We start from the raw sequence: 24,057 nt of genomic DNA, 5'->3' as shown, positions 1-24,057 counted from the left end.
TGCTGTAGATGAAAGACATCCTCCGAAGAACCCCACCCGGTGCGCTACCGGATCCCTACCCGACTGCTACCCGATCGCTACACACCCGCTACCGAGAACCCCGTCTATACACACGTTCGTTGCGGCTGTAAAGAGAAACATGGATGACAACCGGATAAATCAGCTTAAGCGGTTCCTGTTACAGGTCAAGGGCCGATACTTGGCGTCCACTGACAGCTCCAGCGACCGAACAACTGTTCTGGACCGCATCACTGCCCTCGGCTGTGAATCTCTCTTGCTCGAGAACTACGAGGTTCTCAAGATGGCGCTGGACGCCTTGGACTCCTTGTACCGGTCCCATTTGGATCGGCCTACGAGCACCCAAGGGTCAGGTTCCGAGTCCCCGGCACGGTGGCTCGAAATCATCAGTCGAGTCCATGTCATCGGTGCTCTCGCCGTTCGCACGGCCGCTTGGGAGGCCGTGCCTGAATTGGTATTCCACAGGATTGGGGACGATACGTATTCTTACCAATCCTGGCTAAGGCACGCTCTTACTGAAGCCGCCCGCTCGAATCTCCTCAATGGCGACACCAACCGCGCACGTGGGGGACTCACCTTGGCTTGGGCGAGAGAGCTCATTGCCCATCGGCCTGATCTCCGCCCGGATATCCTTCAGGCTGAGGTGCCCGTTCTCGAGGGTAATGATCCGCTGCTGGATTCCCTCTGCCAATGGGACTTCCTGTGGTGCTGCATCGCCCTTTCTGGCGGCAAGGGGAGTAGCCATGAATTTTATCCGAGTTGTGCCGCGTTTCATGGTTACCGCGCAGAACCCATTATTGACACCTTGGACTCCCGAGAAGACGTCAGGCATGAGTTATTCGACAACGCGGACGACGAAACAGTGGCCAGCAGTATCGCAAATGTGATCTCCATGGCCGAACGGGAGTCGTGGAACTATGGGGGATACTGGGCAGGATCGAGTCACCTCTCGCCTACGGGATTTATTCGAACCAATGCTGTTATCACGTAGTTACACACGAGACTGTCAGCTCATCCGCGAGACCGATCATGAGATGTAGGGCCGATGCCGTACATGTGGGGTACAGCATGGCCGCCGAATCCTCTGTAGCCGTTTCGTTGTTCACTTCCGAGACTGTACTGAGAGCGCTGGCACGGGCTCCCGTGACCCCGAACTCGCAGCCCGTTTACCTCTAAGCGCGACCAGCTGCGCGCTCCCCGCTTCCTGACGTCTCTGGTAGAGCGTCTGATCAAAATGATATATCCCGGTGCAATGCACCTCTCGTGCGCCCTTCTCGTGTCTCGTAACCAGCGGTGAGAACACCTACCCCAGGACGACGGTTCCGATCCATAGTTGCGTGACACTGCTAGAACCCGCAGTGGGTCGAAAACTCAAAACTCGACGCGCGATGCGTCTCGCACCCCACGGGTGCCGGCGTCGTCTGCGGCAGGAATGCGATTCCGAGCGTGGTTCCTACGAACCTTCGCCGGACTCGGCTGCGGACCGAACCTGCGCCATCATCACGCGGCCATCGCGGAACGGGACGCCCTCGGCTTCGAGTAATGCCCCAGCGGTTCCTCCATGACACGTCGCTGGTACACCGTCCGCATACACGACCCGCCACCAGGGAACATCGCCATCCAGCAGCGAGACGGCCCGGCCAGCCTGCCGGGGACTGATGCCCACGGCCAAACCGATCTCCCCGTAGGCCGCCACCTGACCCGCTGGAATGGCCGCCACCGCTGAACGAACTGCTGCGACCACGTCCGGCTTCATCTCTCGCCTCTCGTCTCGTCGGTTGGGAGCACCGAACCGCACCTCGAACGTCGCGTGCCCAGCGACCGCACCGGAAACCCTGGGGTTCGCACATCCGGCGCGGCCGCTGGTCACGTCCACCGCTGACCCAACCGACCGTGTCGATCCTGCCGACCCTGTCGGCCCACTGAGGTGCCTCCACCCCGCACGGCGGATTGCACCACATGGTTAGGCTAGGCTAACCTTCCGGAATTAGGCAATGCCAACGTTGTCCAATGATCCGAAAGGCGACCTCGTGTCCTCTTCCCCCCTCTTCCCGGCCCCACCGACCCGTGGCGAGCGCCGCACCCGCGGGACCACCCGCCGTCGGGCCCTCGCCCTCGGTTCCCTCGCCCTCAGCACGGCCCTGCTGGCCGGCTGCTCCACCGGCCCCGCCGGAGGCTCCGGCAGCGATTCCTCCGGCTCCACGGTGGCGTCCGCCAGCTCGGACGCCACCTTCCCCCGGACGGTGAAGCACGTCTACGGCGAGACCGAGATCCCGGCGCAGCCCGAGCGGGTGGCCACGGTGTCCTGGGTGAACCAGGACGTGGCCCTGGCCCTGGGCGTGGTGCCCGTGGGCGTGGCGGCCACCGAGTACGGCGGTAATGACCAGCAGTCCACCGACTGGTTCGATGCGGCACTCGAGGAGTCCGGCGGCGAGGCCCCGGAACAGTACTCCGAGGCGGACGGCATCAACTTCGAGGCGCTGGCCGCCACGGAGCCGGACCTCATCCTGGCGGCCTACTCCGGCATCACGCAGGAGGAGTATGACAAGCTCTCGGAGATCGCCCCCGTGGTCGCCTACCCGGAGGACGCGGCCGCGTTCACCACGGCCTGGCAGGACTCCACCCGGCTGATCGGGGAGGCCCTCGGGAAGGACGAGAAGGCCGAGGAGGTCATCGCGGACGTGGAGGGCCAGGTGGCCCAGGCCGCCGAGGAGTACCCCGCGCTGGAGGGCACCACCTTCCTGACCGGCGCTGTGGATCCGGCCGCCGCGGATCAGATCTACCTGTTCACGGCCGCGGACAACCGGCCGAAGTTCCTGACCTCCCTCGGCATGGAGCTGGCCCCCGTCCTCGCGGAGAATCAGGACGCACAGGACGCCTTCTTCCTGACCTGGTCCCCCGAGCGTGCGGACGAGCTGGACTCGGACATCTTCGTCACCTCCGCCGCGGACGACTCGGTGGCCGAGGCCATCGCGGCCGATCCGTTGCTGTCCAAGATCCCGGCCGTCCGGGACGACACCCTGGTGCTGCAGACGGACCAGCAGGAGGTCCTGTCCACATCCGCCGCCTCACCGCTGTCCATCCCGTGGGCCCTGGAGAACGTGGTCCCGGACCTTGCTGACGCGGCGGAACAGGCCGCGCAGGCCGAGCCGGCCGGGAACTGAGAACGCCGCGCGGATGAGCCCCACCCTCCACCGCCCCGCCCCGGGCACACCGCAGCCCGCCTCTCCGGCTCTCACGCCGGAGGGGCGGGCTGCCGCGCCGGGAGGACGACGCCGGCCGGTCACCGGAGGCGTCTTCCTCGCCCTGCCGGTGGTCATCCTGGTGCTCGCCTGCCTGGCGGCGGTGGCCTTCGGCGCGCGCAGCGTGGACCCGGGGACGGCACTGGAGGCGCTCGGTGCATTCTTCTCCGGAGGCGGCAACGCCTCGGCGGACATCGACCATGCCGCGGTGCTCTCCCGGATCCCCCGCACCGTCACGGCCATCCTGGTGGGTGCCGCCCTGGCGGTCTCCGGGGTGGCCCTGCAGGGCGCCACCCGCAATCCGCTGGGCGATGCGGGCCTGCTCGGGCTGACCGCCGGGGCCTCACTGGCGGTGGCCCTCGGTCTGGGCCTGGGTCTGGCCGGTGGCCTGGCCGGGGTCATGGTCCTCTCGATCCTCGGCACCCTGGTCGCGGCCGTGGTGGTCTACACGGTGGCGGCGGCCGCCTCCCGCCTCGCCGGTGGTTCCGGCGCCACGGGCGGCGCCCCCGGCCCGCTGTCCCTCGTACTCGCCGGCGCAGCCGTGACCGCCGGCTGCACGGCCGTCACCAGCGCCCTGCTGATCCTCTCCCCCGCCGTGCTGGAACGCTTCCGGTTCTGGACCGTCGGCTCGGTGGCCCGGACCTCGCTGGAGGACGCCGCGTGGCTGGCCCCGGTGATCGCCCTGGGCATCCTCACGGTCTTCGTGGCGGCCCCCGGACTGGACGCCCTGGCCCTCGGCGACGAGCTGGCCCACGGCCTGGGTGCCCGCCCCGAGCGGTTGCGGCTGGTGCTGCTGGGAGCCACCGTGGTGCTCACCGCCGCCGCCACCGCCCTGGCCGGCCCCGTGGTGTTCGTCGGGCTCCTGGTGCCCCACGCCCTGCGCCGCTTCCGCCCGGCCTCCACCCGCATCCTCGTGCTGGGCTGCGCCCTCTGGGGTGCCGTCCTGGTGGTGGCGGCCGATCTGGCCGGGCGCCTGGTGATCGCCCCGCAGGAGATCCACGTGGGCGTCACCACCGTGGTCATCGGCGTGCCCGTGATGCTGGTGCTGCTGCGCCGCCAGGCGGTATCGCTGTGAGCGCCCCGGTCCTGGACGCCGCCTCCCCCTCGGCCGCCCCGCCACCCGCGGGGGCCTCACCCGCCGCGGTGGCGGTGGTCCGCTCCCTGCATGCGGGGGCCAGGCGACGGCTGCTCACCGCCACGATCGGGCTCACCGTGGCCTTGGTGCTGGCCATGGGGGTGCGCGTGCTGCTGGGGAACTACACCGTCACCCTCCCCGATTTCGCGGCCATCCTGGGTGGCGAGCAGATCCCCGGGGCCTCCTTCATCGTGCGGCAGGAGAAACTCCCCCGGGCCGTGGCCGGTGCCTTGGCCGGTGCGGCCTTCGGGGCGTCCGGGGCACTGTTCCGCAGGACCCTGCGCAACCCCCTGGCCAGCCCGGACATCATCGGCGTGACCCAGGGGGCCGCCGTCGCCGCCGTGGCCGTGCTGGCCCTGGGCGGGGGCCGCGGGACGGGGATGGCCGCCGCCGCCCTGGTGGGCGGGCTCGTGGCGATCGGGATCGTCCTCGGCTTCTCGCTGGCCGGGAAGGGGTCCCGCGGAGCGGGGGGCGGCAGCGGCGGTCTGGCCGGTGCCCTGGGCGGGGCCAGCTTCATCGTGGCCGGGATCGCCGTGGCCTCGCTGTGCCAGGCCATCCTCTCCGGGGCCATGCTCGCCCTGAACCAGCATGACCTGCAGGCGGCCGCCGTGTGGACGGCCGGCTCGCTGAACGCGGTGACGTGGGAACGCATCACCCTGCTGGCCGTGCTGATGCTCGTGCTGGTGCCGATCGGCGGCGCCCTGCACGCCCGGCTGGCCCCCGCGGACCTGGGTGGAGAACTGGCCCACGGCGTGGGGTCCCGGCCGGGACGGACCGGCCTGGGGGCGCTGGTGGTCGGCGCCCTGCTGGCCGCCGCGGCCACCGCGGCCACCGGTCCGCTGGCCTTCGTGGCCCTGCTGTCCACCCCGCTGGCCCGCGGGCTGACGGGCGGCCGGCCCTCACTGCCGGTGGCGGCCCTGTGCGGGGCGGTGATCGTGGTGATGGCGGACTTCGTGGCCGCCGAGGCCTTCGGCGGCACGCGCCTGCCCACCGGCGTGCTGACCGGCGCGGCCGGTGCCCCCCTGATGCTGTGGCTGTTGATCCGAACCGGACGGAAGGCGTGAGATGTCCACCTCTGAAAGCATGGAGCTGATGACCGAGCCCAGCCCCGAGAGCGCCGCACCGGCGGCACCCCCGTCCAGCACGCCGTCCCCCGCGTCCACCCCGGCACCGGAGGCGGTGCCGGACGCGGCGCCGGGTTCAGTGTCGGGTTCAGTGCCGGGTTCAGTGCCCGCCGCCCTGCGGCTGCGCGGGGTCACCCTCGGCTACGGGGACCAGACCATCGTGGGCCGTCAGGCTCCGCTGGACCTGGACCTGCCGGCCGGTCAGACCACCGCCATCATCGGGGCGAACGGCTGCGGCAAGTCCACCCTGCTGCGCGGGATCACCCGGCAGCTGCCGTTGACCAGCGGCTCCCTCGAGGTCCTGGGCCGGGACGTGGAGGGTTGGAACGCCCGTTCCTATGCCCGCACCGTGGCCCTGCTGCCGCAGTCCCCCGTGGTTCCGGAGTCGATGACCGTGGAGCAGCTCGTGGACCGCGGACGGCACCCGCACCGCGGCTGGTTCGGCGCGCGGACGGCCGCAGACACCGAGGCGATCGCCCGCGCCCTGGAACTGACCGACCTCGTCGACCTGGCGGGCCGGGACGTGGCCGAGCTCTCCGGCGGACAGCGCCAGCGGGCCTGGCTGGCCCTCGTACTGGCCCAGCAGACCCCCGTGGTGCTGCTGGACGAACCCACCTCCTCCCTGGACCTCTCCCACCAGGTCGAGCTGCTGGACCTGGTCCGGGAGCTGCCGGACCCCCGGTCAGCCGGCGCAGCGCAGCGGCCTCGGGCCACCGTGGTGGCGGTGCTGCACGAGCTGAACCTCGCGGCCCGCAGCGCCGACCACATCGTGGCCATGGCCGGCGGTCAGGTCGTCGCCTCGGGCACCCCGGCCGAGGTCCTGACCCCCGCGAACCTGGAGACGATCTACGGGCTGGACGCCGACGTCGTGCCCGATCCCCTGTTGGGGCACCCGGTGGTGCTGCCGCGCACCGCGGCCGACCGCGCCGGCCTCCTGAAGGACGGCACGGGCCGCTGATGCCGGACTTCGGCCGCCTGACCGGTCTGGTGCACTCCACGGATCCGGTGCACGACCCCGGCCCGGGCGATCCTGAACAGCACCGGCCGGGAGGGGTTCCGCCGACCCGCCGCGTGCTGGACGATGGTTGTCATGGCACACGGCGACATCACCCACATCGACATCCCGGTCACCGACACCCAGCGCGCCTCGGAGTTCTTCGGTACGGTCTTCGGCTGGAAGATCGAGACCCGCCCCGGTTTCGAGGACTACCCGATGTGGCAGGCCCCCAACAAGGTCAGCGGCGGCGGGCTGGCCCCGCGCGGCGAGGGCTTCACACAGCCCCGGTCCACCGTGGAGGTGGACTCGATCGACGACACCCTGGCCGTGGTCGAGAAGCTCGGTGGAACGGTCCTGTCCCCGAAATCACCGATCTCGGACACCAGCTGGTGGGCGGTCTTCCGCGACCTGGACGGCAATGACATCGGCCTCTATGAGGGAACCACCGAGACCTGATCCTGCCGTATTCCCGGATGACTGCAGGTGACGAACGTTCCGCCGCTGGCCGAACCGGCTGGCGTGCCCTCGGATGCAGTGGAACAGTGGCCACTGAACCCAGCGCACACCGAACGGAAGGACCAGATCCATGGCGAACTACCTGATCATCGGCGGACACGGCAAGGTGGGGATGCTCACCGCACCCCTGCTCGTCCGGGAGGGCCACACCGTCACCTCCGTGATCCGCAACCCCGAGCAGACGGCCGAGATCGAGGCCACGGGCGCCGCGGCCCTCGTGCTGGACATCGAGAACGCCAGCCAGGACGAGATGGCCCGGGCCTTCAGCGGCCAGGACGCCATCGTGTGGTCGGCCGGAGCCGGCGGCGGCAGCCCTGAGCGCACCTACGCCGTGGACCGTGATGCGGCCATCCGCTCCATGGACGCGGCCGGACAGGCCGGCGTGAAGCGCTACATCATGGTCTCCTACCAGGGCGCCAGCGCCCAGCACGGCGTGCCCGAGGACAACTCCTTCTTCCCCTACGCGGAGTCCAAGGGCGCCGCGGACGAGCACCTGCGCAACTCCGGACTGGACTGGACCATCCTCGGCCCGGGCATGCTGACCCTGGACGAGCCCACCGGCACCATCGCCGTGGGTTCCGGCGGCGGTGACGGCGCCAACCGGGACACCTCCCGCGGCAACGTCGCGCAGACCATCCGCGTGGCCCTGGCCAGCCCGAACACCATCGGGAAGCAGATCGAGTACACCGACGGCGAGGAACCGGTGGTCGCGGCCTTCTCCCAGCTCTGAGGCGCACCCACCGGGCCCGACGCCGGCCGGAACCTGCCAGCGCGGGTTCCGGCCGGCGTCGGGCCGCCCCGTCTCAGCGGAAGAAGCTGAGCAGGATCCCGGCCACGGCCACGATCCCGGCGATCACCACGAACACGTTGGACGCGGTGCCCCGGAACCGGGCGAGCGCCGGGACCTTGTGGATGGCGTACATCGGCATCAGGTAGAGGATGATCGCGATCACCGGGCCCGCGATGGACTCGATCAGGGCCAGGATGCTCGGGTTGATCACGCCGGCCAGCCACGTGGTGAGGATCAGGAACACGCTGACCCCGATCTGCAGGCTGCGATCGCTGATCCGCCGGCGCTGCGGGTCCACCATGGTGCGCACGATCGCGTTCGCCCCCTCGGCGGCGCCCAGCCAGTGGCCGAAGAAGGAGGAGACGATCGCCGTGACGGCCACGGCCGGACCCAGCCACGCGATGAGGGGCAGCCCCATCACGTTGGCCAGGTGGGAGAGCACCGGCAGGTTGGCGTCCTTGGCCTCCTGCAGTCCCTCGGGGCCGAGCGCGAGGACGCAGGACCAGACGAAGCACATGGTGAAGACCACCAGCAGGGTGGCCGTGATCCGCAGGATGGACGCGGACTTCTGGACCGCACCGTCGCCGTAGCGCTCGCGCAGGGACACGGAGAACTGCGAGATCGCCGGGGAATGGTTGAACGCGAATACCAGCACCGGGATCATCAGCCACAGGGACATCGCGAAGTCGCCAGGGGCAGGGATGCCGCCGAAGCCCTCCAGGGACCAGCGCGGGATCAGCAGCAGCGTCACCGCCACGAGCACCGCGATCAGCGGATAGACGAGCCACTGGGTCACCACCAGCATGACGCTCTTGCCCGCCACCATCACCGCGGACATCGCCAGGACCAGCACCCCTGCCAGCAGCCAGCGCGGCCACGGGTCCATCCCGAGCTGGTTCACCATGAGGCTCTCCACCGTGTTGGTGATCCCCACCCCGTAGATCAACACGATCGGGAAGATCGCCAGGAAGTACAGCACGGTCACCACGCGGCCGGCCGTCTCACCGAAGTAGTCGCGGACCACCCCGGTGATGTCCTGGTCCGGGTTCGGGGAGGCCACCACCATGCGGGACAGGGCCCGGTGGGAGAAATAGGTCATGGGCCAGATCAGCACCGTCGCGATCAGCAGCGGCCACAGTCCGCCCAGCCCGGCGTTCATGGGCAGGAACAGGATGCCGGCGCCCACCGCGGTGCCGAACAGCCCGAGGGTCCAACTGGTATCGAACCGGTTCCACCGGGTGAGGGTGGGAGCGGGTTCTCGGCTCACGGCCATGGGGTCCTCCTCCGGGTCGGCCAGGGTGAGAACGCTAGCCCCGTTCAGCGGCGGTGACGAGCCCCCACGCCTGACGGCCACCGATCAGCCCCAGCCGCCCCACCAGGCCTCGAGGTCGGTGTCCTCCCCGGCCGGCTCCCAGCCCCGGTCAGCCAGGTCGAGGACCGCCACCCGGCTCGGATCCCGGTGGCCCCAGCGCCGTTCACGCCAGCGCGCCCGGGAGCTGACTGCCGTGACCGCGAGCCCGGACGGCCCGTTGACCTCGATCCGGTCATGACCGGCGCGCTCGGCCTCCACCAGCCACGCGCTGGCGGCCGCCGGATCCGGGCGGCCTGCCCTCTGCCCGGGCCGGATGGGGGTCAGGACCGTGATCGTCCAGTCCGGGGTGGTCGCCAGATCCGGAGTGGAGTCCCCGTCCGGGGCGGTGCGTACGGAGACGCGGGGGTCCTCCAGCAGCAGCTCGGCGCCGGCCCGCACGGGGCCGGCCAGGAGCAGCCGGGCCGCGGGGAATGACTGGACCATGGCATCGGCGCACAGGACCAGTCCCGGCACCGGGACGGCGCTGTCAGCGGAACACTCCAGCACCACCTCCACCCGGGGCCGGGTCCGCGATCCCCACGACCAGCCGCGCGCCGTGGGTGCCGAGATCCTGCGGGCCAGCACGAGCGACTCGCGGTTCTTCATGGCTCGGGCGGCCTCCGCGTCCCCTCGTCCGGCGAAGTCCGGCCCGCTGTGCCAGGCCTCGGCGCGCGGCTCATGGGCCAGCAGGGCCCCGGCGCGCCACAACCGGTGGGCGAACTCCCAGTCCTCCCCGCCGTAGCCCACGAACGAGGGGTCGAAGCCTCCAGCGTCGTCATGGATCGCGCGGGAGACGGTGAGCACCGCGGAGATGATGAAGCGGTAGGCGGTGGAGTCCGCCCCGAGCAGGTTCCCGGTGTCGGCATAGGCCTGTCCCAGCCACGCGGGCTCGTCCAACACGGCCTCGGCGGGGACCGGATCGCCCGGTTGCCAGTGCGTGGCCAGCCGCGCCGGGTCCAGGTGCCGCCGCCGGCCCACCACCACGGCCTCCGGTGAGCGTGCCGCCAGGTGTACTGCGTGGCGCAGGTAGTTCCGGTCCGGGATCATGTCCCCGTCGAGGAAGGCCAGCACCTGGCCCTCGGCGATCGAGGCGCCCAGGGCGCGTGCCGCCGAGGCCCGGAATCCGAGGTCCGGCTGACGGACGACCTGCAGGTCGAACGGGGGCTGGGCCGGCAGGCGTGGCGGCTCGGGCGAGCCGTCGTCAGCGATCACCACCTGCAACCGGCCGCCCGGCAGGTCCTGCCGGGCCAGGGCGGCCAGCAACAGGTCCAGGCCGGTCTGATCCCGGTAGTAGGGCACGACGACGGACACCTCCGGCGCGTCCTGCTCCGGTGCCGCGGGGGCCGGGAGGAGATCCCAGCGGTTGCCCGGCACCGGGGTCCAGCGCTCGGACCCGCCGTCTCGGATACTCATCCGTGCACCTGCCGCCAGAAGGCGGTGAGGAGCCGGGCACTGTCCTCCGGGCCGGGGGCCAGGGAGGTCGTGGGTTCGAGCCGGGTGAGGCCCGGATCCGCGCTGGCGGCGGCGATCCCCGCGGCCAGCGCCGCCACGGCGGAAGACTCCCCGCCGGCCGGTTCCACCAGCTGGAGGGTGCCGGGCCGCAACCGTTCCATCCCCCGGGCATAGCGTGAGGACGGGACCACGGCCCGGCGGCCCACGGACATCCAGGCGGTCAGGGACCCGGAGGCCGAGACGTTGTGGTGGGCGGCGAACGGGATGCCGGCGGATCGCAGGGCGGAGTCCAGCGCGCCGTCAGGGACGAACCCGGTGACCCGGAAGTCCAGACCGGCGGCGTGGGCACGCCCACGGAGCTCATCCACCAGGGGCTCGTGACCGGACGCCACGGCGCCGAGGGCGGTGACCCTCCGCGGAGCCGGGACACCGCTCTCGCGCAACAGGGCCAGCGCGTCCAACGCCTCGGCGTGGCCTTTCCCCGGGTAGAGGAAGCCGAGGAGCACCACGTCCTCGGCCAGGCCCTCGGCCAGCCCTTCAGACGAGCCCTCAGACGAGCCACCGGCTGGGTGTGCTCCGCCCGGGCCTGCGCCGTCTGGCCCCTGCGTCGGGCTGCCCCGCCGGTCCTCCACCGGCAGGGGCACCACGGCTGTAGGACCGTGCGGTGTCCCGGCCAGCCCACCGGGCAGCAGTTCGTCCAGCAGTGTCAGTTCGTGCCGGCTGGAGACCACGGCGCCGGCCGCCCACCGCATCAGCTCCGTGTAGGCGCGGGCGCGGCGGGCGAACCGGTCGGCCCCCTCAGCCGGCTGCGGCACGTCATGCAGGGTGAGGGTGGTCCGGGCCGGCAGTGCCGCCGTGAGAGCTGCGACGGCCTCATCCGGGGAGGCCCCGAACAGCGCATCGGTGACGTCCACGTGGACCGGCCCGGCCGAAGGGTCCCGACCGGCGGCCCAGCCCCGGAGCGCGGTGGCGTCGGGCAGGTCCACCACGGGCACCCGGACCCCCAGCCGGTGCAGCGCGGCGGCCGTGGACCGTGCGTGCCGCACGACGCCGTGCCGCGCGGGCCCCACCACGAGGTAGGTGGGCAGGTCGCCGGGCAGCGGAGGGACATCGGCCGGCTCGGGGGGTGGCGCCGCCCGGTCCGAGGGGACCGGGGCGATCACGCGCCCAGCCCCAGGTCCGCCATCAGCTGCCGATGGCGGTCCACCCCGGCCTCCACCACCTCCGGATTCATCCGGTACCACTCCAGCTGGGCAGCCCGGACCTCCGCCTCTGACACCTGCACGCCGCCGACCGTCCATCCCGTGCGGGGCGGCCCTTCGAGCCCCAGGGCCGCCAGGACCTGCGGTTCCAGCGGGGCCAACACCTCACCCAGCAGGGTCCGCTCCGGGAGCACGACGGCCGGATCGGCCCCCAGCTGCGACCGGACCACCGCCGCCAGCAGTGCCAGGACCTGATTGGCGGGGTGGTTGATGGTGTGGAAGGCCGGAACGGTCACGTCCCGGAGCCGCTCGGCGAACGCCACGGTCCCGTGGGCCCGTTCGCGGGCCAGCATCCGGCCGAGGGACTGCTCCGCCAGCTGACGGATCCGTTCGGGGGCCAGGGGCAACCGGACCGCCGCCGGCTGATCTGCGGCGCGTGGGCCGCCGTCGAGCTCGGTGGCCGCCTCGGCCAGGGTGCGCAGGTCATGGTAGGGGACCACGGGCGGGTCCTGCTCGGGCCGGGCCGGGTGCCGGATGGTGACCATCCACGGGAACAGGGCGCTGTCATAGAGCACGGGGATCCGGACCACGGTGGACCGGGAGGGCAGGCGGGCCGCGAGCTGATCGGTGCCCAGGGGCATCCCGCGGTAGCCGGCCCGCACCGGCTGGGCCACCAGCATGCTGGTGCTGGCCAGCACCCGGAGCAGGTGCGGCAGGTCCCGCTCGGTCAGCTCGAACACCGGCGGGACCCGGACGGTGGGCGGGATCCCGGAGTCCCCGGGGTCAGAGGCGATCAGTTGACGCAGCGCCTCGGACTGGCAGTTGCCCAGCACCACGAGGACCTCCGGACCGGGCAGCTGGCGCAATCCGTAGAACTCGGCGTAGTGCTCGGCCCGGCCGGCTTCTGCGGGGTGCGTGGTCATCGCTGCTCCTTCTCACGGCGGATCCGCCCGGCGCCGGCGGGCAGGGGAGCCCCGGAGGCACCCACCGGAGCGCCGTCGTCGTCCCCCCACAGTATGCTGGGCCTTCGGGCCGAACGGGCCCACGGAAGGAGTCGGGTGACCCCCACCGAGCAGTTCACAGTGCAGATGGTCCCCGCGGATCACCCCTATTGCCGCCATGTGCTGGCCCCGGACCGGCCGCCCCGTTTCCAGCCCCTGCCCGATCCCCCCGTGCCCGGCGCCCCGGCCGGTCAGTGGTGGCCGCCCCAGGCCGTGGACGCCGAGTGGCTGCGGACCCACCGGCCGGATATCCTCCACGTGCACTTCGGTTTCGAGTCGTACTCCCCGGCTGAGCTCCAGCATGCGGTCGACATGCTGCGCGAGTCCGGTTCGGCGCTGGTGCTCACGGTGCACGATCTGCACAATCCGCACTTCCGAGACGACCGGCAGCACCTGCTGCAACTCGACGTGCTCATCCCGGCCGCCGAGGTGGTGCTGACCCTGACCGACCGCGCCGCCGCCGAGATCCTGGACCGCTGGGGGCGGGAGGCCACCGTGGTGCCGCACCCGCACATCGTGCCCCTGGACCAGATCCCCCAGCCGGGGGCACGGGCAGTGCCGGGGGCTGGCGCCGCCGGGGCCACCGCCCCGGACAGGGAGCTGGTCATCGGTGTCCACGCCAAGAACCTGCGCGCCAACGTGGACCCCTTCTCGGTGCTGCCCGGAGCCGCCCTCGCCGTCCGGCGGCTCCAGGACCGTGGCCTGCGCGCCAGGGTACGGGTGGACGTCCAGGAACGCCCCCTGGACCCGCAGGCCCTGGGCCGGCTGCGGACGGCCTGCCAAGAACACGGATTCGAGCTCTGGGAGCATGGTCGCCTGGACGACGGCGAGCTCTACGCAGACCTGCAATCCCTGGATGTGACGGTGCTGCCGTACGCCTTCGGCACCCACTCCGGGTGGCTGGAGATGTGCCGGGACCTGGGTGTCCCCGTCGCCGTGCCGGACCTCGGCTGCTTCACCGACCAGGCGACCTCGCCCGCGATCGAGGCGTTCACCCCCGGCCGCGACGAGGCCCTGGCGGACGCGATCCTGGCCCTGCTCGAACGCCGGGAGAGCATCCGGCCGGCCGATCCACGGGCTCGGCGGGCCCAGCGCCAGGCGGTCGCCGAAGAACACGAACGCCTGTATGCCCAGGCCCTGGCCGCGGCCCGGTCACACCGCACGGTGGCCTCCGGGTGACGTTCCGGTGACGGCCCTGGCCCGCGGCACCTCGGTGCTGGTGCTCACCGGTGGGCGGGACGCCCATCTGGCGCGCACGCTGACCGGGCTGGAACGCGCCGATCCGCGCCCGGACGAGGTCGTCGTCGTCTTCATGAACCAGCCTGACGGCGAGGTCCCGGACACGGACCTCACGATGGTGACGGGGCACGTCCATGAGCCCGGTCACCTGCCGTTGGCCGCGGCCCGCAACCACGCGGCGCGGCTGGCCTCCGGGGACGTCCTGGTGTTCCTGGACGTGGACTGCATCCCCGCGGCCGGGGCGGTGGGAGCCCTCGCGGACACGGTCCGCCGTCATCCGGGATCGGTGGTCATGGGCACCCCGCGCTATCTGCAGCCCGGCTGGACAGCCCGGTCGGGACCCCCGGGAGTGCCCGACGACGGCCGGTTGCGTGAGCTCTCCGTCCCCCACCCGGCGCGTGCCCACCTGGGCGAGGGCCCCTCGGAGCAGTGGCACCTGGTCTGGACCCTCGTGCTGGCCCTGGGCGCCGGGGACGCGGACCGACTGGGCGGCTTCGACGAGGGCTTCACCGGCTACGGGGCGGAGGACACGGATTTCGCGTTCCGGGCCCGGGACGCCGGCCTGTTCCTTCGCTCGTCCGCTGCCACCGTGTTCCATCAACACCACGGCGTGCACCGCCCCCCGCTGCCGCACCTTGCGGACATCGTGGTCAACGCGCGCCGGTTCCGGCGGGTCCACGGCACCTGGCCCATGGAGGGCTGGCTGGGGCGGTTCCGAGAACTCGGCCTGGTGGACTGGGACCCGGACTCAGACGTGCTCACCATCCGGCGCCAGCCCACCGCCGAGGAGATCGAGGCCGCGCGTCAGCCGGACGCGGCGTACTGAACCGCCGACTCCCAGCGGCGGCGGTACTCCGCAGGGTCCACGAGGACGGCCGCGGCCAGCCGGTCGGCCGAGGCGGGGTCCTGCAGTGCCGTCCGGACCGCCGCGGCCCAGTCCGCCGATTCATCGCTCCACCGGCACCAGGGGACCCCGGCGGCGCGGTGGGCCGCGGCCGCGAAGTGCTCCTGCTCGCCGAAGGGCCGCTCCTCGGGGGCCAGCACGAGGGGCCGGCCGGACGCCGCCGCGTCGGCCACCGCACTGTACCCGGCGGAGACCACCACGAGCTCAGCCTCCCGCAGGCGGGCCGGGACGTCGTCGGTCCAGCCGTGCAGGACGAGGTTCGGTGGCAGGGGGCCGCTGCCCTCGACCCCGAGCACCGGGCCGTAGACGTGCCACCGGGAGCCGGGCGTCTGTCCGGCCGCCCGGGCGAGGTCCGCCAGCCGCACCCCACCGCCGCCGGTGCCGGTCACCACGGCCACCTCCCGCGTCGCGGCGGGCATCAGCGTCGTCGATCGGCCGGAGCGGGAACCGGCGCGCAGTCCGAGCCGCCCGGTGGTGTCCGGGGCGCCGAGGAAGGTCGTCTTGTCCTTGAACCGGTCCCGCCACGCCGGGTCCTCCAGCTCGGCGCCGTAGTGGGCGATGAGGTGGTCGGCCTCGGCGTAGACCAGCTCGTGTGCCGGATCCGTGCGGTCACCGTGCATCCGCCGGTGGATGACCGGGTAGCCCGCCAGGCGCAGGAACAGGGCGGCCTCCACCGAGACATCCACGACCACCGCGTCCGGCCGCGCCCGCTGGGCCGCCTCGAGCAACCGGGCGAACCTGGCCCGGATGACCGGCCCGGTGGGGGTGTAGTGCAGGGCCGAACCCGGACGCCGGCTGTATCCCGGGACTACGTCCGGGGGCAGGACCTCCAGTTCCACCCCCGCCGGAAGCACCCGGCCCGCGGTCGCGGATGCGGTGGCCACCGTCAGGTCGAAGGCCCCGGTGGCGGCGGCCCGGGCGGCATGGCGGACGTGTCCGCTGCCGTGATCGTGCGCGTAGTAGAGCACGCGGGGGCGCGGCTGGGCCCGGTTCACTGGACCGTCTTGATGGTCTTCAGCAGGGGCGAGCCGTCGTCGTCCGGTCCGCGCGGAGGGGCATCGATCCGGTCCCGACCCTGGGCGACGAGCTGGTCTCCGAAGGGCGACCAGCCGGGGCTGGGCGGCGTCAGGGTCCCCGCCCGCTCGGCCGTCTTCCGCAGGACGCTGAGATAGGACGCCACCATGCGATCGGCGCTGAACCTCCGGGACCAGGCCCGGACCCCCACCCGGTCGCGGCGGCGCGCCACCTGGATCGAGGCGGTGAGGGCCGGAACGGAGTGGTGAACGGCCAGGTCACCGGCCCGGGGGCCGACGATCTCCCCCATCGCCCCCGTGAGGAAGGCCGCCACCGGGGTGCCCAGCGCCATCGCCTCGACGGTGGCCAGGCCGAAGGGTTCGGCCCAGAGGGGGCTGGCGAGATAGACCTCACCGGAGGCCAGCAGGTCCGGCAGCTCCAGGTGGCTCAGATGACCGCGGTAGATCGTGTCCGGACCCAGCAAGGGCTCGACCGCTTCGCAGAAGTACTCGGGATCGGAGACCGGGCCGGCGAAATGCAGCTCCATCCCCGCCGCCCGGGCGGCGGGGATAGCCAGGTGCAGGCCTTTCTCCGCGGTGATCCGACCGGTCCAGACTGCTCGTCCCGGCACCGGACGGACCGTGCTGCGCCACACGTCGTGATCGATTCCGTTGGAGATCACCGACACCTGAGGCAGGCGATGGTTCCATGCCAGCGCGTTGGCGGCGGAGACGGAGAACCACCGGTGGTGCGTCGGCGGGGTCCATCCGGGGTCATCGAGCACGGCGAGGACTTCGGTGAGCGTAGCCGGGGTGTGCAGGACGGTCACCATCGGCAGCTCACGCAGTTCCTGCAGCGGGACCGGGGACAGGGAGTTGTTGAGGACCGCGTGGAAGTCCCCCTCGCGGACCTCCCGGCAGGCCTCGGCCATCGCAGCGGTCAGCGTGGTCCGGACCCGGTGGAGGTCCTCGGGCGTCCGGACGGTGGGGTCGAACCCCGCCTCGAGGTGGGGGACCACGGTACCGAGGGTCTGGCTGCCGGCCTTCGCGAAGACCGTGACGTCGTGACCGAGCCGGACCATGCGTTCGATGGTCAGGTTCGTGTGCATCTCCAGGCCGCCGGCGTAGGGCGAACGGATCGGGTGGTGCATGTGCGCCAGGACCGCGATCCTCATGGGCATGCTCTCCGTCCCCGGTGCCAGTGGCGGCCAGGCCACGCCTCCGCGGGAGCCGCCGGAGACTCACCTGACATTAGTCACGCGCCGGGGTGGTGTCGATTCGAACCGGCAGACGGCCCGACCGCCACGGGGTGCCACGGCGGAAAGGGCCCCGTAGAGTGTAACCCCGATCACCCCAGGAGGCCCCGATGCCCCAGTACCTGCTGTCCGTCTGGCACTCCCCCGGTGTACAGCACCGCGAGACCGGACCCTACGAGTCAGAGGAGGCCATGCAGGCCGCCTTCCAGGCCGTCGGGGCGTTCAACGAGGCCCTCCGGGCCGAAGGTGCGTGGGTGTTCGCCGGCGGCTTGGTGGCCCCGGAGGAGTCCGTGGTGGTGGACGGCACCGCCGGCGGCGACCCGGTCATCACGGACGGCCCCTTCACCCGGGCCCAGCAGCACATGGGCGGGTTCTGGGTGGTGAGCGCCGCGGGGCCGGAGCAGGCCGAGGAACTGGCCGCCCGCGCGTCGAAGGCCTGCGGCACCAAGGTGGAGCTCAGGCCGTTCCAGGCCTGACCCACCCCATCACGAGAGCGGTAACTGTCGACTCCTCCCGGCGTTTCCCGACCCCTAGCGCGGCCGTGATCCAGTGATCCGCACCAGCACCCGGTCGACGACCCACATCACCGCGGCCACCACGAAGAAGAACGCCAGGATCGCCACCACGTAGACCGCCACACCGTCGTAGCCCATGCGCGGCACGTCGAGGATGCTGTAGGGGTACCAGTCGAGGAAGGGCCCACGCACCAGCGTGAAGGCCAGCCAGGCCAGCGGGATGACGGCCGCCAGCCCGATCCGACCCCAGGTGATGCGGCCGGGTGGGTCGAACAGCAGCCACACCACCGGCGTCAGGATCGGGGTGATGAGGTGCTGGATGGTGTCATTGACGTACTCCACGGGCGTGCCGGGCGGCGCGTCCCGCAGCAGCACGTTGAACACCACGCCGGTGATCACGATGCACACCACCGCCGCGATCCGCAGCGCGTGGAACAGGTCCGAGGTCCGGTGCGGTCGGATCGCCAATAGCAGGGACGTCAGTCCCACCAGGAAGTTGGCCAGGAACGTGAAGTACGTCGGCTGGTTGAGCATATGCTCCCAACCGGCCGCGAAGCCGCCGGAGAACCCGGCATCGGCCGGCAGGTCCGTGGCCTTCCAGGAGCCGATGTAGAACGAGAGTCCGTTGCCGGTGAAGGACAGCAGCGCCGCCAGGGCGAACACCACGCGCCCGACGCCGGCCCACCAGCCGGGTGCGCGCCTCGCCGTCCCGTTCGGCACGGCCGGGGAGGACCGCCCGGTCACGGCGATCAGTCCTGGTGCAGGCAGATGATGTTGCCCACCGTGTCATCGATCAGGGCATCGGTCCCGCCGTACTGCTGCTCCTGCGGCTCGGAGAGGACCTCGGCGCCGCGGGCCCGGATCTGCTCGAACTCCTCGTCCCCGCCCGTCAGGGTCATGGCGAACGCAGGCATCCCGGCCAGCTTGGTCTCGTCCTGGTAGGCCAGCCCCGCGCCCTCGGCACGGCCGAGCACCAGGGAGGCGCCGCCGTCGGGCCCCGGCGCGCGCAGCGACAACCAGCGGAAGTTCCCGCTGGCGAAGTCGGTCTCCACCTCGAAGCCGAGCACCTCGGTGTAGAAGGCCTTGGCGGCGTCCTGGTCGTTGACGAGCAGATGCGCCTGGGCGATCTTCATGCTGGTTCCTCTCCGGCGGTGTCCTGCGGCGTGTGACAGCCGTCCCGACCAGTATGGCGCGGCCCGCCTACGCTGGGGAGAATACCGGCGCATCGTAGGAGGTCACACCATGAAGATCGGCATCGTCATCGGATCGGTCCGCGAGGGCCGGATCGGTCAGTCCATCGGAACCTGGGTAGCCGAGCGCGCCCGGGTTCAGGAGGGCGCGGCGGACGTGGAGTGGGAGGTGCTGGACGTCAAGGACTTCGCACTGCCGGTCATGACGGATGAGAACTGGGCGCAGGACCCGGACGGACCGGCAGAGGTGCACCGCTGGCGGGACGCGGTGGCCGCGTGTGACGGCTTCGTCTTCGTCACCCCTGAGTACAACCGCAACATCCCCGGGGCCTTCAAGAACGCCTATGACCTGCTCAGCCGGCAGTGGATGGACAAGGCTCTGGCGATCGTGGCCTACGGCGGGCTCGGCGGGGTCCGCGCCAACGAGGCCTGGCGGGTGACGACCGCAGCGTACAACATGCACGTGGTCGGCGCCTCGGTCAACCTCATCCGCCGGGTGGACTTCCCGGGTGGTCAGCTGGCGTTGACCGACCACCACGATGCCTCCCTCGCCAAGGTCCTGGCCCGCCTCGTGACCTTGACGCGCGCGGCCACCTCCGAGCGCGAGCGGGCGGAATCCGCCGACGCCGCCTCGACTGCCTCCAACTGACTCGACTGCCTCCCACTGAGTCGCGCGAATTGCCCCTGGTCGTCCGGGATCGGGGCCAATCCGTGCTACTCAGATGCCGGTGGCCGGGTTGCCGGGCGGCCGTCGGCACGGAACCGGGAGACCGCCAGCAGTCCGACCGCCAGGAGCACCACGGGCACCAGCAGGGCATTGCCCATCGCGGCCCCGAAGCCGACTTCACCCACGCCCATCTGCATGGTGGCACCCAGGGCGGCAGAGCCGACCACGGCACCGACCTGGCGCGAGGTGTTGTACACGCCGGAGCCGGCACCCACCAGCGTCGGGGGCAGGTCCCGGAGGGAGATCGTCGAGTTGGGCGCCCAGCACATAGAGTTCGCGAACCCGAGGGCGATGACCGGCACCAGGATCCATCCGGCGCCGACACCCAGATGCATGAAGACGCCGAACAGTGCCATTGCCGCGATCAGGGCGGCGAAACCGATCCGGGAGATCCGCCCCGGGGACACCCGGTCGGTGAGCCGGCCGATGACCGGGGACATGACCACGGAGACCAGCCCCATCGGCAGGAGCATCAGACCCGCCAGCTCGGCGGAGAGACCCTCGGCCTCCTGCAGGTAGAGCATGATCGGCAGGTTGATCGAGTACACCGTGAAGCCCAGGGTGAAGACTGCACCGACGCCCAGCGCGAAGTTGGGGTAGCGGAACAGTTCCAGCGGGACCAGGGCCTCGGTGCCCCGCCGCGCGGCCGTCCGCTGGAGCCGGAGGAACAGCAGGAACGCGAGCAGACCGACGCCGAGGACCACCCACACCCACGGCACCCAGTCGAGCTCGGGACCCTGCTGGAGGGTGAAGACGATCCCCAGCACCGCGATGAGGGAGACCAGGCCGCTGAGCAGGTCGATGCGGCTGGTGCCGGTGGGCAGTCGCGGCACGTTGCGCGCCACCATCACCAGGGAGACCAGGCCCAGGGGGACGTAGACGAAGAACACCCAGCGCCATCCGAGGGTGCCGACCAGGACGCCACCGAGGACCGGTCCGAACAGTCCGGCCGAGCTGGCCACCGCGCTCCACACCCCGGTGGCCGCACCCCTGCGGCTGTGGGCGAAGATGCGGTGGATGATGCTCAGCGGCTGCGGGTTGATCAGGGAGCCGCCCAAGCCCTGGATCACCCGCAGGGCGATCAGCCACTCGATGGTCGGTGCCAGCGAACACGCCAGCGCGCCGAGCGTGAAGACGGCCATGCCCACGAGGTACACGTTCCGCTGGCCGAAGCGGTCGCCCAATCGGCCGGTGATCAGCAGCGGCACGGCGAAGGCCAGCAGGTATGCGGCGGAGACCCACACCGCCTGGTTGATGCTGGCGTCAAGCTCTTCGCGGATGCGAGGCAGGGACACCGCCACCAGTGACTGGTCCAGCAGGGTGATGAACAGGCCGATGGACAGTGCTGACAGAGCACGCCAGGCCTGCCGCTCAGGGATCGGAGGGGTGTCGCGGGAGATGGCTGGTCGATTCTAGGTCGGGGCGGGGGACGCCCAGAATCCTATCCATTCCTCTGCCGGCGCCCCCGACCTCCATCCAGGTGACAGGAATTGGCCCCGTTCCGGCCGGACCAGGGCCAATTCCTGTGACCCAGTTGGCCGGGGCGCCGAGGGCCGGCGCGCCCGGAACGCGACGCACCTGGCGCGGCTGTCGGGCGGGCAACCGTACCCGGCGGGTTCCTGAGGGTGTACCGGCGGGTGGCTGGCCCGGCCCGCAGCATATGCCTACAGTGACTTCAGACGAGAGGAGATTCTCCATGGGAGATCCAGACCCCGGGTTCAAGCGGAGGGCGACGGTTCCGGCGGCCGGGCTGGCACTGACCGCAGCCGTGGCACTGACCGGTTGCACGTCGTCTGGCTATCCGGCAGACCCTGAAGGAACGTTCGACGAGGTGTCCGGCGGCACCCTGAGCGTGGGCGTGGTGCATCACCCGCCCTATGTGGACGCCTCCGGCCCGGAACCGTCCGGGTCTAGGGTGGACTTGGTCGAGGGCTTCGCGAAGAGCATCGGCGCGGACATCGAATGGACCGTCTCCGGGGAAGAGGCACTCATGATCGCGCTGAAGGCCGGGGACCTGGACCTGGTGGCCGGTGGACTGACCAGCCAATCGCCCTGGAGCACACACGGCGCCCTCACCCGCGACTACGCCGAGGCCACCGGGCCGGACGGCAAGCCCGTCAAGCTGGTGCTGACGCTGCCGCTGGGCGAGAACCAGATGCTCACCGAGGTGGAGAAGTACTTGGACGCCGAACACCCGGGGGCCCGGCCATGAGCGCGAAGCAGGGTACTGACACGGAGAACACAGGCCGGGACGGGGGCCCGAACAAGGGCCGGGACACCAGCCAGCGCCGCTTCGGCCGCACCGAGCTGCCGCCGGAGCTGCAGAACGCGGTCCGCCGGGCGATCCGGTTGGAGTGGATCACCATTGCCGTGCTGGGGGTGACCGTGCTGGCCGTGGCCATCGTGATGGGCAACTCGCAGGCCATGAAGGCCGCCTGGATCGAGGACCTGCTGTCCTTCATCCCGCCGATCGCCTTCCTCATCGCCATCCGGATCATCAACAAGCCGCCCTCCCGGAAGCGGCCCTATGGCACCCACCGGGCCATCGGCGTCGGGCACCTGGTGTCCTCCGTCGCGCTGCTGGTGATGGGCGTGTTCCTAGTGGTCGACTCGGCCCTCGGCCTGATCACGGCCGAGCACCCGCCGATCGGTAGCTTCGACCTGTTCGGGCAGACCATCTGGCAGGGCTGGTTCATGATCGTGGTCATGCTGCTGTCCGTTCCCGGGCCGGTGATCCTGGGCCGGATGAAGCTCAAGCTCGCCGAGCAACTGCACAACAAGGTGCTGTACGCGGACGCGGACATGAACAAGGCCGACTGGCAGACGGGTGTGGCCACGGCGGTGGGGGTGGCTGGCGTGGGCCTGGGCCTGTGGTGGTTCGATGCCGCCGCCGCCATCTTCGTGGGGGCGTCCATCCTCTATGACGGGGTACGCAACATGGTCATCGCCATCACGGACTTGACCGATACCCGGGCCCGGACCATCAAGGGCGACCAGGAGCACCCGTTGATCTACCAGGCCGAGGACCACGCCAACTCGAAGGACTGGGTCCGCCGGGCGGGCGCCCGGGTGCGGGACCAGGGGCATGTCTTCCACATGGAGATGTTCGTGGTGCCCGAGCCCGGGGCGACCGTCAACCTGGAACGTCTCCAGGACCTGCGCGACTCCCTGGCGGACCTGGACTGGAAGCTCGAGGACATCGTCGTTGTCCCCGTGTCCCGACTGCCCGCAGAGGTCCACGGCGGAACGCCCGAGGACCTGCAGTCCGAGGGCGGACAAGAGTTCCAGGAAGTCTGATTCGATGCTGGCATGATGGAGCCTGGGGGCGCGATGGAGGAACCGCGTGGCCGCCGGGCCGAGATCGCCTTCGGCCTCCGGCTGTCCCTGCCCGCAGGGCTGGGCATGTTCCCGCTGGGCGTGGCCTTCGGCATCCTGGTGATCCAGTACGGGCTGCCGTGGTGGATGGCCCCGGCCCTGTCCATCGCCGTCTACGCCGGCTCGGTCGAGTTGCTGCTGGTGGGTCTGATCTCCGCGGCCACGCCGTTGGCCACGATCGCCCTGACGACTCTGCTGGTGAACTTCCGGCACGTCTTCTACGCCTTCACCTTCCCGCTGCACGTGGTGCGCAACCCACTCGCCAGAGGATATTCCGTCTACGCCCTGACGGATGAGTCCTACGCCATCACGGCCGTGAACCCGCGGGGTTGGACGGCCCCGCGTCTGCTCGCAACCCAACTCGCCTTCCAGTGCTACTGGGTCTTCGGCGGTCTGGCCGGGGTGCTGTTCGCCTCCGCCCTGCCCGGACCGATCGAAGGCCTCGAGTTCGCCCTGGTGGCCCTGTTCATCACCCTGACCCTGGACGCCTGCCGGACGCGGAAACAGGTCCCCTCCCTCATCCTGGCGCTGGCCTGCTTCGCGGCCGCCCACCTCCTCCTCCCGGAACAGTCACTGTTCGTGGCGATGATGCTGTTCGTGGTGGCCTTGGCCGTGCGGTACGCGCTCACCCGGCCGCGCGGACAGCACGGGCAGGGGGTCTCCGGTGCCTGACCTCGGATACGTGGTGGCCGCCCTCGTGATCTCCGGCGCCATCACCGTGGCGCTGCGGGCCGTGCCCTTCGCCGTCCTCAAGCCCCTGCGCGAGTCAAAGCTGGTACTGGCCCTCGGCCTGTGGATGCCGGTGGGGATCCTCGGCATCCTGGCGGCCTCCACCTGGGTCGGCACCTTCAGCGGTGCCGCCGGAATCGACTGGACGACGGCGGCGCACGCGGCCTTCGCGGCCGCGGTCACCGTGGCGGTGCACCTGTGGTGCGGACGGCGGACCCTGCTGAGCATCGGGCTGGGCACGCTGACCTTCGTGCTGCTCGTCAACCTCCTCTGACCCCCAC

Annotated in this window: 25 protein-coding genes; 15 read left to right on the top strand and 10 right to left on the bottom strand. The window is 71.1% G+C overall.

Translation table 11 applies throughout. The annotated features are described in order from the left end of the window. Positions 1-139 precede the first annotated feature (139 nt). Entirely contained in the window at positions 140-1,009 is an 870-nt protein-coding gene (locus ACSU1G_RS08065) for a hypothetical protein (RefSeq protein ID WP_439279391.1), read from the top strand. A gap of 462 nt (positions 1,010-1,471) precedes the next feature. Here the strand turns inward: ACSU1G_RS08065 and ACSU1G_RS08060 are convergent, their stop codons facing one another. Continuing rightward, on the bottom strand, positions 1,472-1,774 hold the full coding sequence (locus ACSU1G_RS08060; protein WP_439279390.1) for an MGMT family protein: 303 nt from the start codon (positions 1,772-1,774) through the stop codon (positions 1,472-1,474). Positions 1,775-2,048: 274 nt separating this feature from the next. Between ACSU1G_RS08060 and ACSU1G_RS08055 the strand changes: the two genes are divergently transcribed. The 6 genes from ACSU1G_RS08055 to ACSU1G_RS08030 all read left to right on the top strand — a co-directional run bounded on the left by ACSU1G_RS08055 (position 2,049) and on the right by ACSU1G_RS08030 (position 7,762). After that, complete coding sequence (locus ACSU1G_RS08055; protein WP_439279389.1) at positions 2,049-3,182, top strand: iron-siderophore ABC transporter substrate-binding protein; 1,134 nt, start codon at positions 2,049-2,051, stop codon at positions 3,180-3,182. A gap of 13 nt (positions 3,183-3,195) precedes the next feature. After that, positions 3,196-4,335, top strand: a complete 1,140-nt coding sequence (locus ACSU1G_RS08050; protein WP_439279388.1) for a FecCD family ABC transporter permease — start codon at positions 3,196-3,198, stop codon at positions 4,333-4,335. Beyond that, the gene (locus tag ACSU1G_RS08045; protein WP_439279387.1) at positions 4,332-5,459 is read left to right on the top strand and encodes a FecCD family ABC transporter permease; all 1,128 of its coding nucleotides are present in this window, start codon (positions 4,332-4,334) and stop codon (positions 5,457-5,459) included. Before ACSU1G_RS08050 ends, ACSU1G_RS08045 begins: the two co-directional genes overlap by 4 nt. A 1-nt stretch (position 5,460) precedes the next feature. Beyond that, the gene (locus ACSU1G_RS08040) at positions 5,461-6,477 is read left to right on the top strand and encodes an ABC transporter ATP-binding protein (protein WP_439279386.1); all 1,017 of its coding nucleotides are present in this window, start codon (positions 5,461-5,463) and stop codon (positions 6,475-6,477) included. Positions 6,478-6,609: 132 nt separating this feature from the next. Beyond that, positions 6,610-6,972: a VOC family protein gene (locus tag ACSU1G_RS08035; protein WP_439279385.1), complete on the top strand. Its 363-nt coding sequence runs from the start codon at positions 6,610-6,612 to the stop codon at positions 6,970-6,972. A gap of 130 nt (positions 6,973-7,102) precedes the next feature. Beyond that, a complete protein-coding gene (locus tag ACSU1G_RS08030; protein ID WP_439279384.1) occupies positions 7,103-7,762 on the top strand; it encodes an SDR family oxidoreductase in 660 nt (219 codons plus the stop codon). Positions 7,763-7,835: 73 nt separating this feature from the next. Here ACSU1G_RS08030 and ACSU1G_RS08025 read toward each other — a convergent pair whose 3' ends face one another. The 4 genes from ACSU1G_RS08025 to ACSU1G_RS08010 all read right to left on the bottom strand — a co-directional run bounded on the left by ACSU1G_RS08025 (position 7,836) and on the right by ACSU1G_RS08010 (position 12,750). Further along, the gene (locus ACSU1G_RS08025; protein WP_439279383.1) at positions 7,836-9,095 is read right to left on the bottom strand and encodes an aromatic amino acid transport family protein; all 1,260 of its coding nucleotides are present in this window, start codon (positions 9,093-9,095) and stop codon (positions 7,836-7,838) included. Between the two features lie 84 nt (positions 9,096-9,179). Beyond that, complete coding sequence (locus tag ACSU1G_RS08020) at positions 9,180-10,586, bottom strand: glycosyltransferase (protein ID WP_439279382.1); 1,407 nt, start codon at positions 10,584-10,586, stop codon at positions 9,180-9,182. Next, on the bottom strand, positions 10,583-11,788 hold the full coding sequence (locus ACSU1G_RS08015; RefSeq protein ID WP_439279381.1) for a hypothetical protein: 1,206 nt from the start codon (positions 11,786-11,788) through the stop codon (positions 10,583-10,585). Before ACSU1G_RS08015 ends, ACSU1G_RS08020 begins: the two co-directional genes overlap by 4 nt. After that, complete coding sequence (locus ACSU1G_RS08010; RefSeq protein WP_439279380.1) at positions 11,785-12,750, bottom strand: WcbI family polysaccharide biosynthesis putative acetyltransferase; 966 nt, start codon at positions 12,748-12,750, stop codon at positions 11,785-11,787. Before ACSU1G_RS08010 ends, ACSU1G_RS08015 begins: the two co-directional genes overlap by 4 nt. 135 nt (positions 12,751-12,885) lie before the next feature. Here ACSU1G_RS08010 and ACSU1G_RS08005 point away from each other — a divergent pair, with 135 nt between their 5' ends. Next, complete coding sequence (locus ACSU1G_RS08005) at positions 12,886-14,007, top strand: glycosyltransferase family 1 protein (RefSeq protein WP_439279379.1); 1,122 nt, start codon at positions 12,886-12,888, stop codon at positions 14,005-14,007. 7 nt (positions 14,008-14,014) lie between these two features. Continuing rightward, a complete protein-coding gene (locus ACSU1G_RS08000) occupies positions 14,015-14,893 on the top strand; it encodes a glycosyltransferase family 2 protein (RefSeq protein WP_439279378.1) in 879 nt (292 codons plus the stop codon). On the opposite strand, the gene ACSU1G_RS07995 is transcribed toward ACSU1G_RS08000, so the two are convergent. Beyond that, complete coding sequence (locus ACSU1G_RS07995; RefSeq protein ID WP_439279377.1) at positions 14,872-15,966, bottom strand: glycosyltransferase; 1,095 nt, start codon at positions 15,964-15,966, stop codon at positions 14,872-14,874. The two genes, ACSU1G_RS08000 and ACSU1G_RS07995, sit on opposite strands and share 22 nt — an antisense overlap. Then, on the bottom strand, positions 15,963-17,159 hold the full coding sequence (locus ACSU1G_RS07990; protein WP_439279376.1) for a glycosyltransferase: 1,197 nt from the start codon (positions 17,157-17,159) through the stop codon (positions 15,963-15,965). Before ACSU1G_RS07990 ends, ACSU1G_RS07995 begins: the two co-directional genes overlap by 4 nt. Before the next feature lie 191 nt (positions 17,160-17,350). Between ACSU1G_RS07990 and ACSU1G_RS07985 the strand changes: the two genes are divergently transcribed. Further along, positions 17,351-17,716, top strand: coding sequence for a YciI family protein (locus ACSU1G_RS07985; protein WP_439279375.1), 366 nt, complete (start codon positions 17,351-17,353; stop codon positions 17,714-17,716). A 54-nt stretch (positions 17,717-17,770) separates the two neighbouring features. On the opposite strand, the gene ACSU1G_RS07980 is transcribed toward ACSU1G_RS07985, so the two are convergent. Continuing rightward, positions 17,771-18,499, bottom strand: a complete 729-nt coding sequence (locus tag ACSU1G_RS07980) for a Pr6Pr family membrane protein (protein WP_439279374.1) — start codon at positions 18,497-18,499, stop codon at positions 17,771-17,773. A 5-nt stretch (positions 18,500-18,504) separates the two neighbouring features. Beyond that, positions 18,505-18,888, bottom strand: a complete 384-nt coding sequence (locus ACSU1G_RS07975; RefSeq protein WP_439279373.1) for a VOC family protein — start codon at positions 18,886-18,888, stop codon at positions 18,505-18,507. A 109-nt stretch (positions 18,889-18,997) separates the two neighbouring features. On the opposite strand from ACSU1G_RS07975, the gene ACSU1G_RS07970 reads away from it, so the two are divergent. Further along, positions 18,998-19,594 carry an NADPH-dependent FMN reductase gene (locus tag ACSU1G_RS07970; protein ID WP_439279372.1) on the top strand — a complete coding sequence of 199 codons (597 nt, stop codon included), beginning with the start codon at positions 18,998-19,000 and terminating at the stop codon, positions 19,592-19,594. A gap of 65 nt (positions 19,595-19,659) precedes the next feature. On the opposite strand, the gene ACSU1G_RS07965 is transcribed toward ACSU1G_RS07970, so the two are convergent. Beyond that, on the bottom strand, positions 19,660-21,015 hold the full coding sequence (locus ACSU1G_RS07965; RefSeq protein ID WP_439279422.1) for a DHA2 family efflux MFS transporter permease subunit: 1,356 nt from the start codon (positions 21,013-21,015) through the stop codon (positions 19,660-19,662). Positions 21,016-21,368: 353 nt separating this feature from the next. Here ACSU1G_RS07965 and ACSU1G_RS07960 point away from each other — a divergent pair, with 353 nt between their 5' ends. Genes ACSU1G_RS07960 through ACSU1G_RS07945 form a run of 4 tightly spaced genes read left to right on the top strand, consistent with a single transcriptional unit; the run spans position 21,369 to position 24,050 of the window. Continuing rightward, positions 21,369-21,884 (top strand): transporter substrate-binding domain-containing protein, encoded by a 516-nt coding sequence (locus tag ACSU1G_RS07960; protein WP_439279371.1) that lies wholly within the window; start codon positions 21,369-21,371, stop codon positions 21,882-21,884. Then, positions 21,881-22,969 (top strand): cation diffusion facilitator family transporter, encoded by a 1,089-nt coding sequence (locus ACSU1G_RS07955; RefSeq protein WP_439279370.1) that lies wholly within the window; start codon positions 21,881-21,883, stop codon positions 22,967-22,969. The genes ACSU1G_RS07960 and ACSU1G_RS07955 overlap by 4 nt, the downstream gene beginning before the upstream one ends. Before the next feature lie 12 nt (positions 22,970-22,981). Further along, complete coding sequence (locus tag ACSU1G_RS07950; RefSeq protein WP_439279369.1) at positions 22,982-23,719, top strand: AzlC family ABC transporter permease; 738 nt, start codon at positions 22,982-22,984, stop codon at positions 23,717-23,719. Beyond that, positions 23,712-24,050 (top strand): AzlD domain-containing protein, encoded by a 339-nt coding sequence (locus ACSU1G_RS07945; RefSeq protein WP_439279368.1) that lies wholly within the window; start codon positions 23,712-23,714, stop codon positions 24,048-24,050. The genes ACSU1G_RS07950 and ACSU1G_RS07945 overlap by 8 nt, the downstream gene beginning before the upstream one ends. Positions 24,051-24,057: the final 7 nt, after the last annotated feature.

This window comes from Microbacterium sp. A93 (assembly GCF_051842835.1).
The sequence above is the reverse complement of the archived record's forward strand: the minus strand, read 5'-3'. Positions and strand labels throughout refer to the sequence as shown.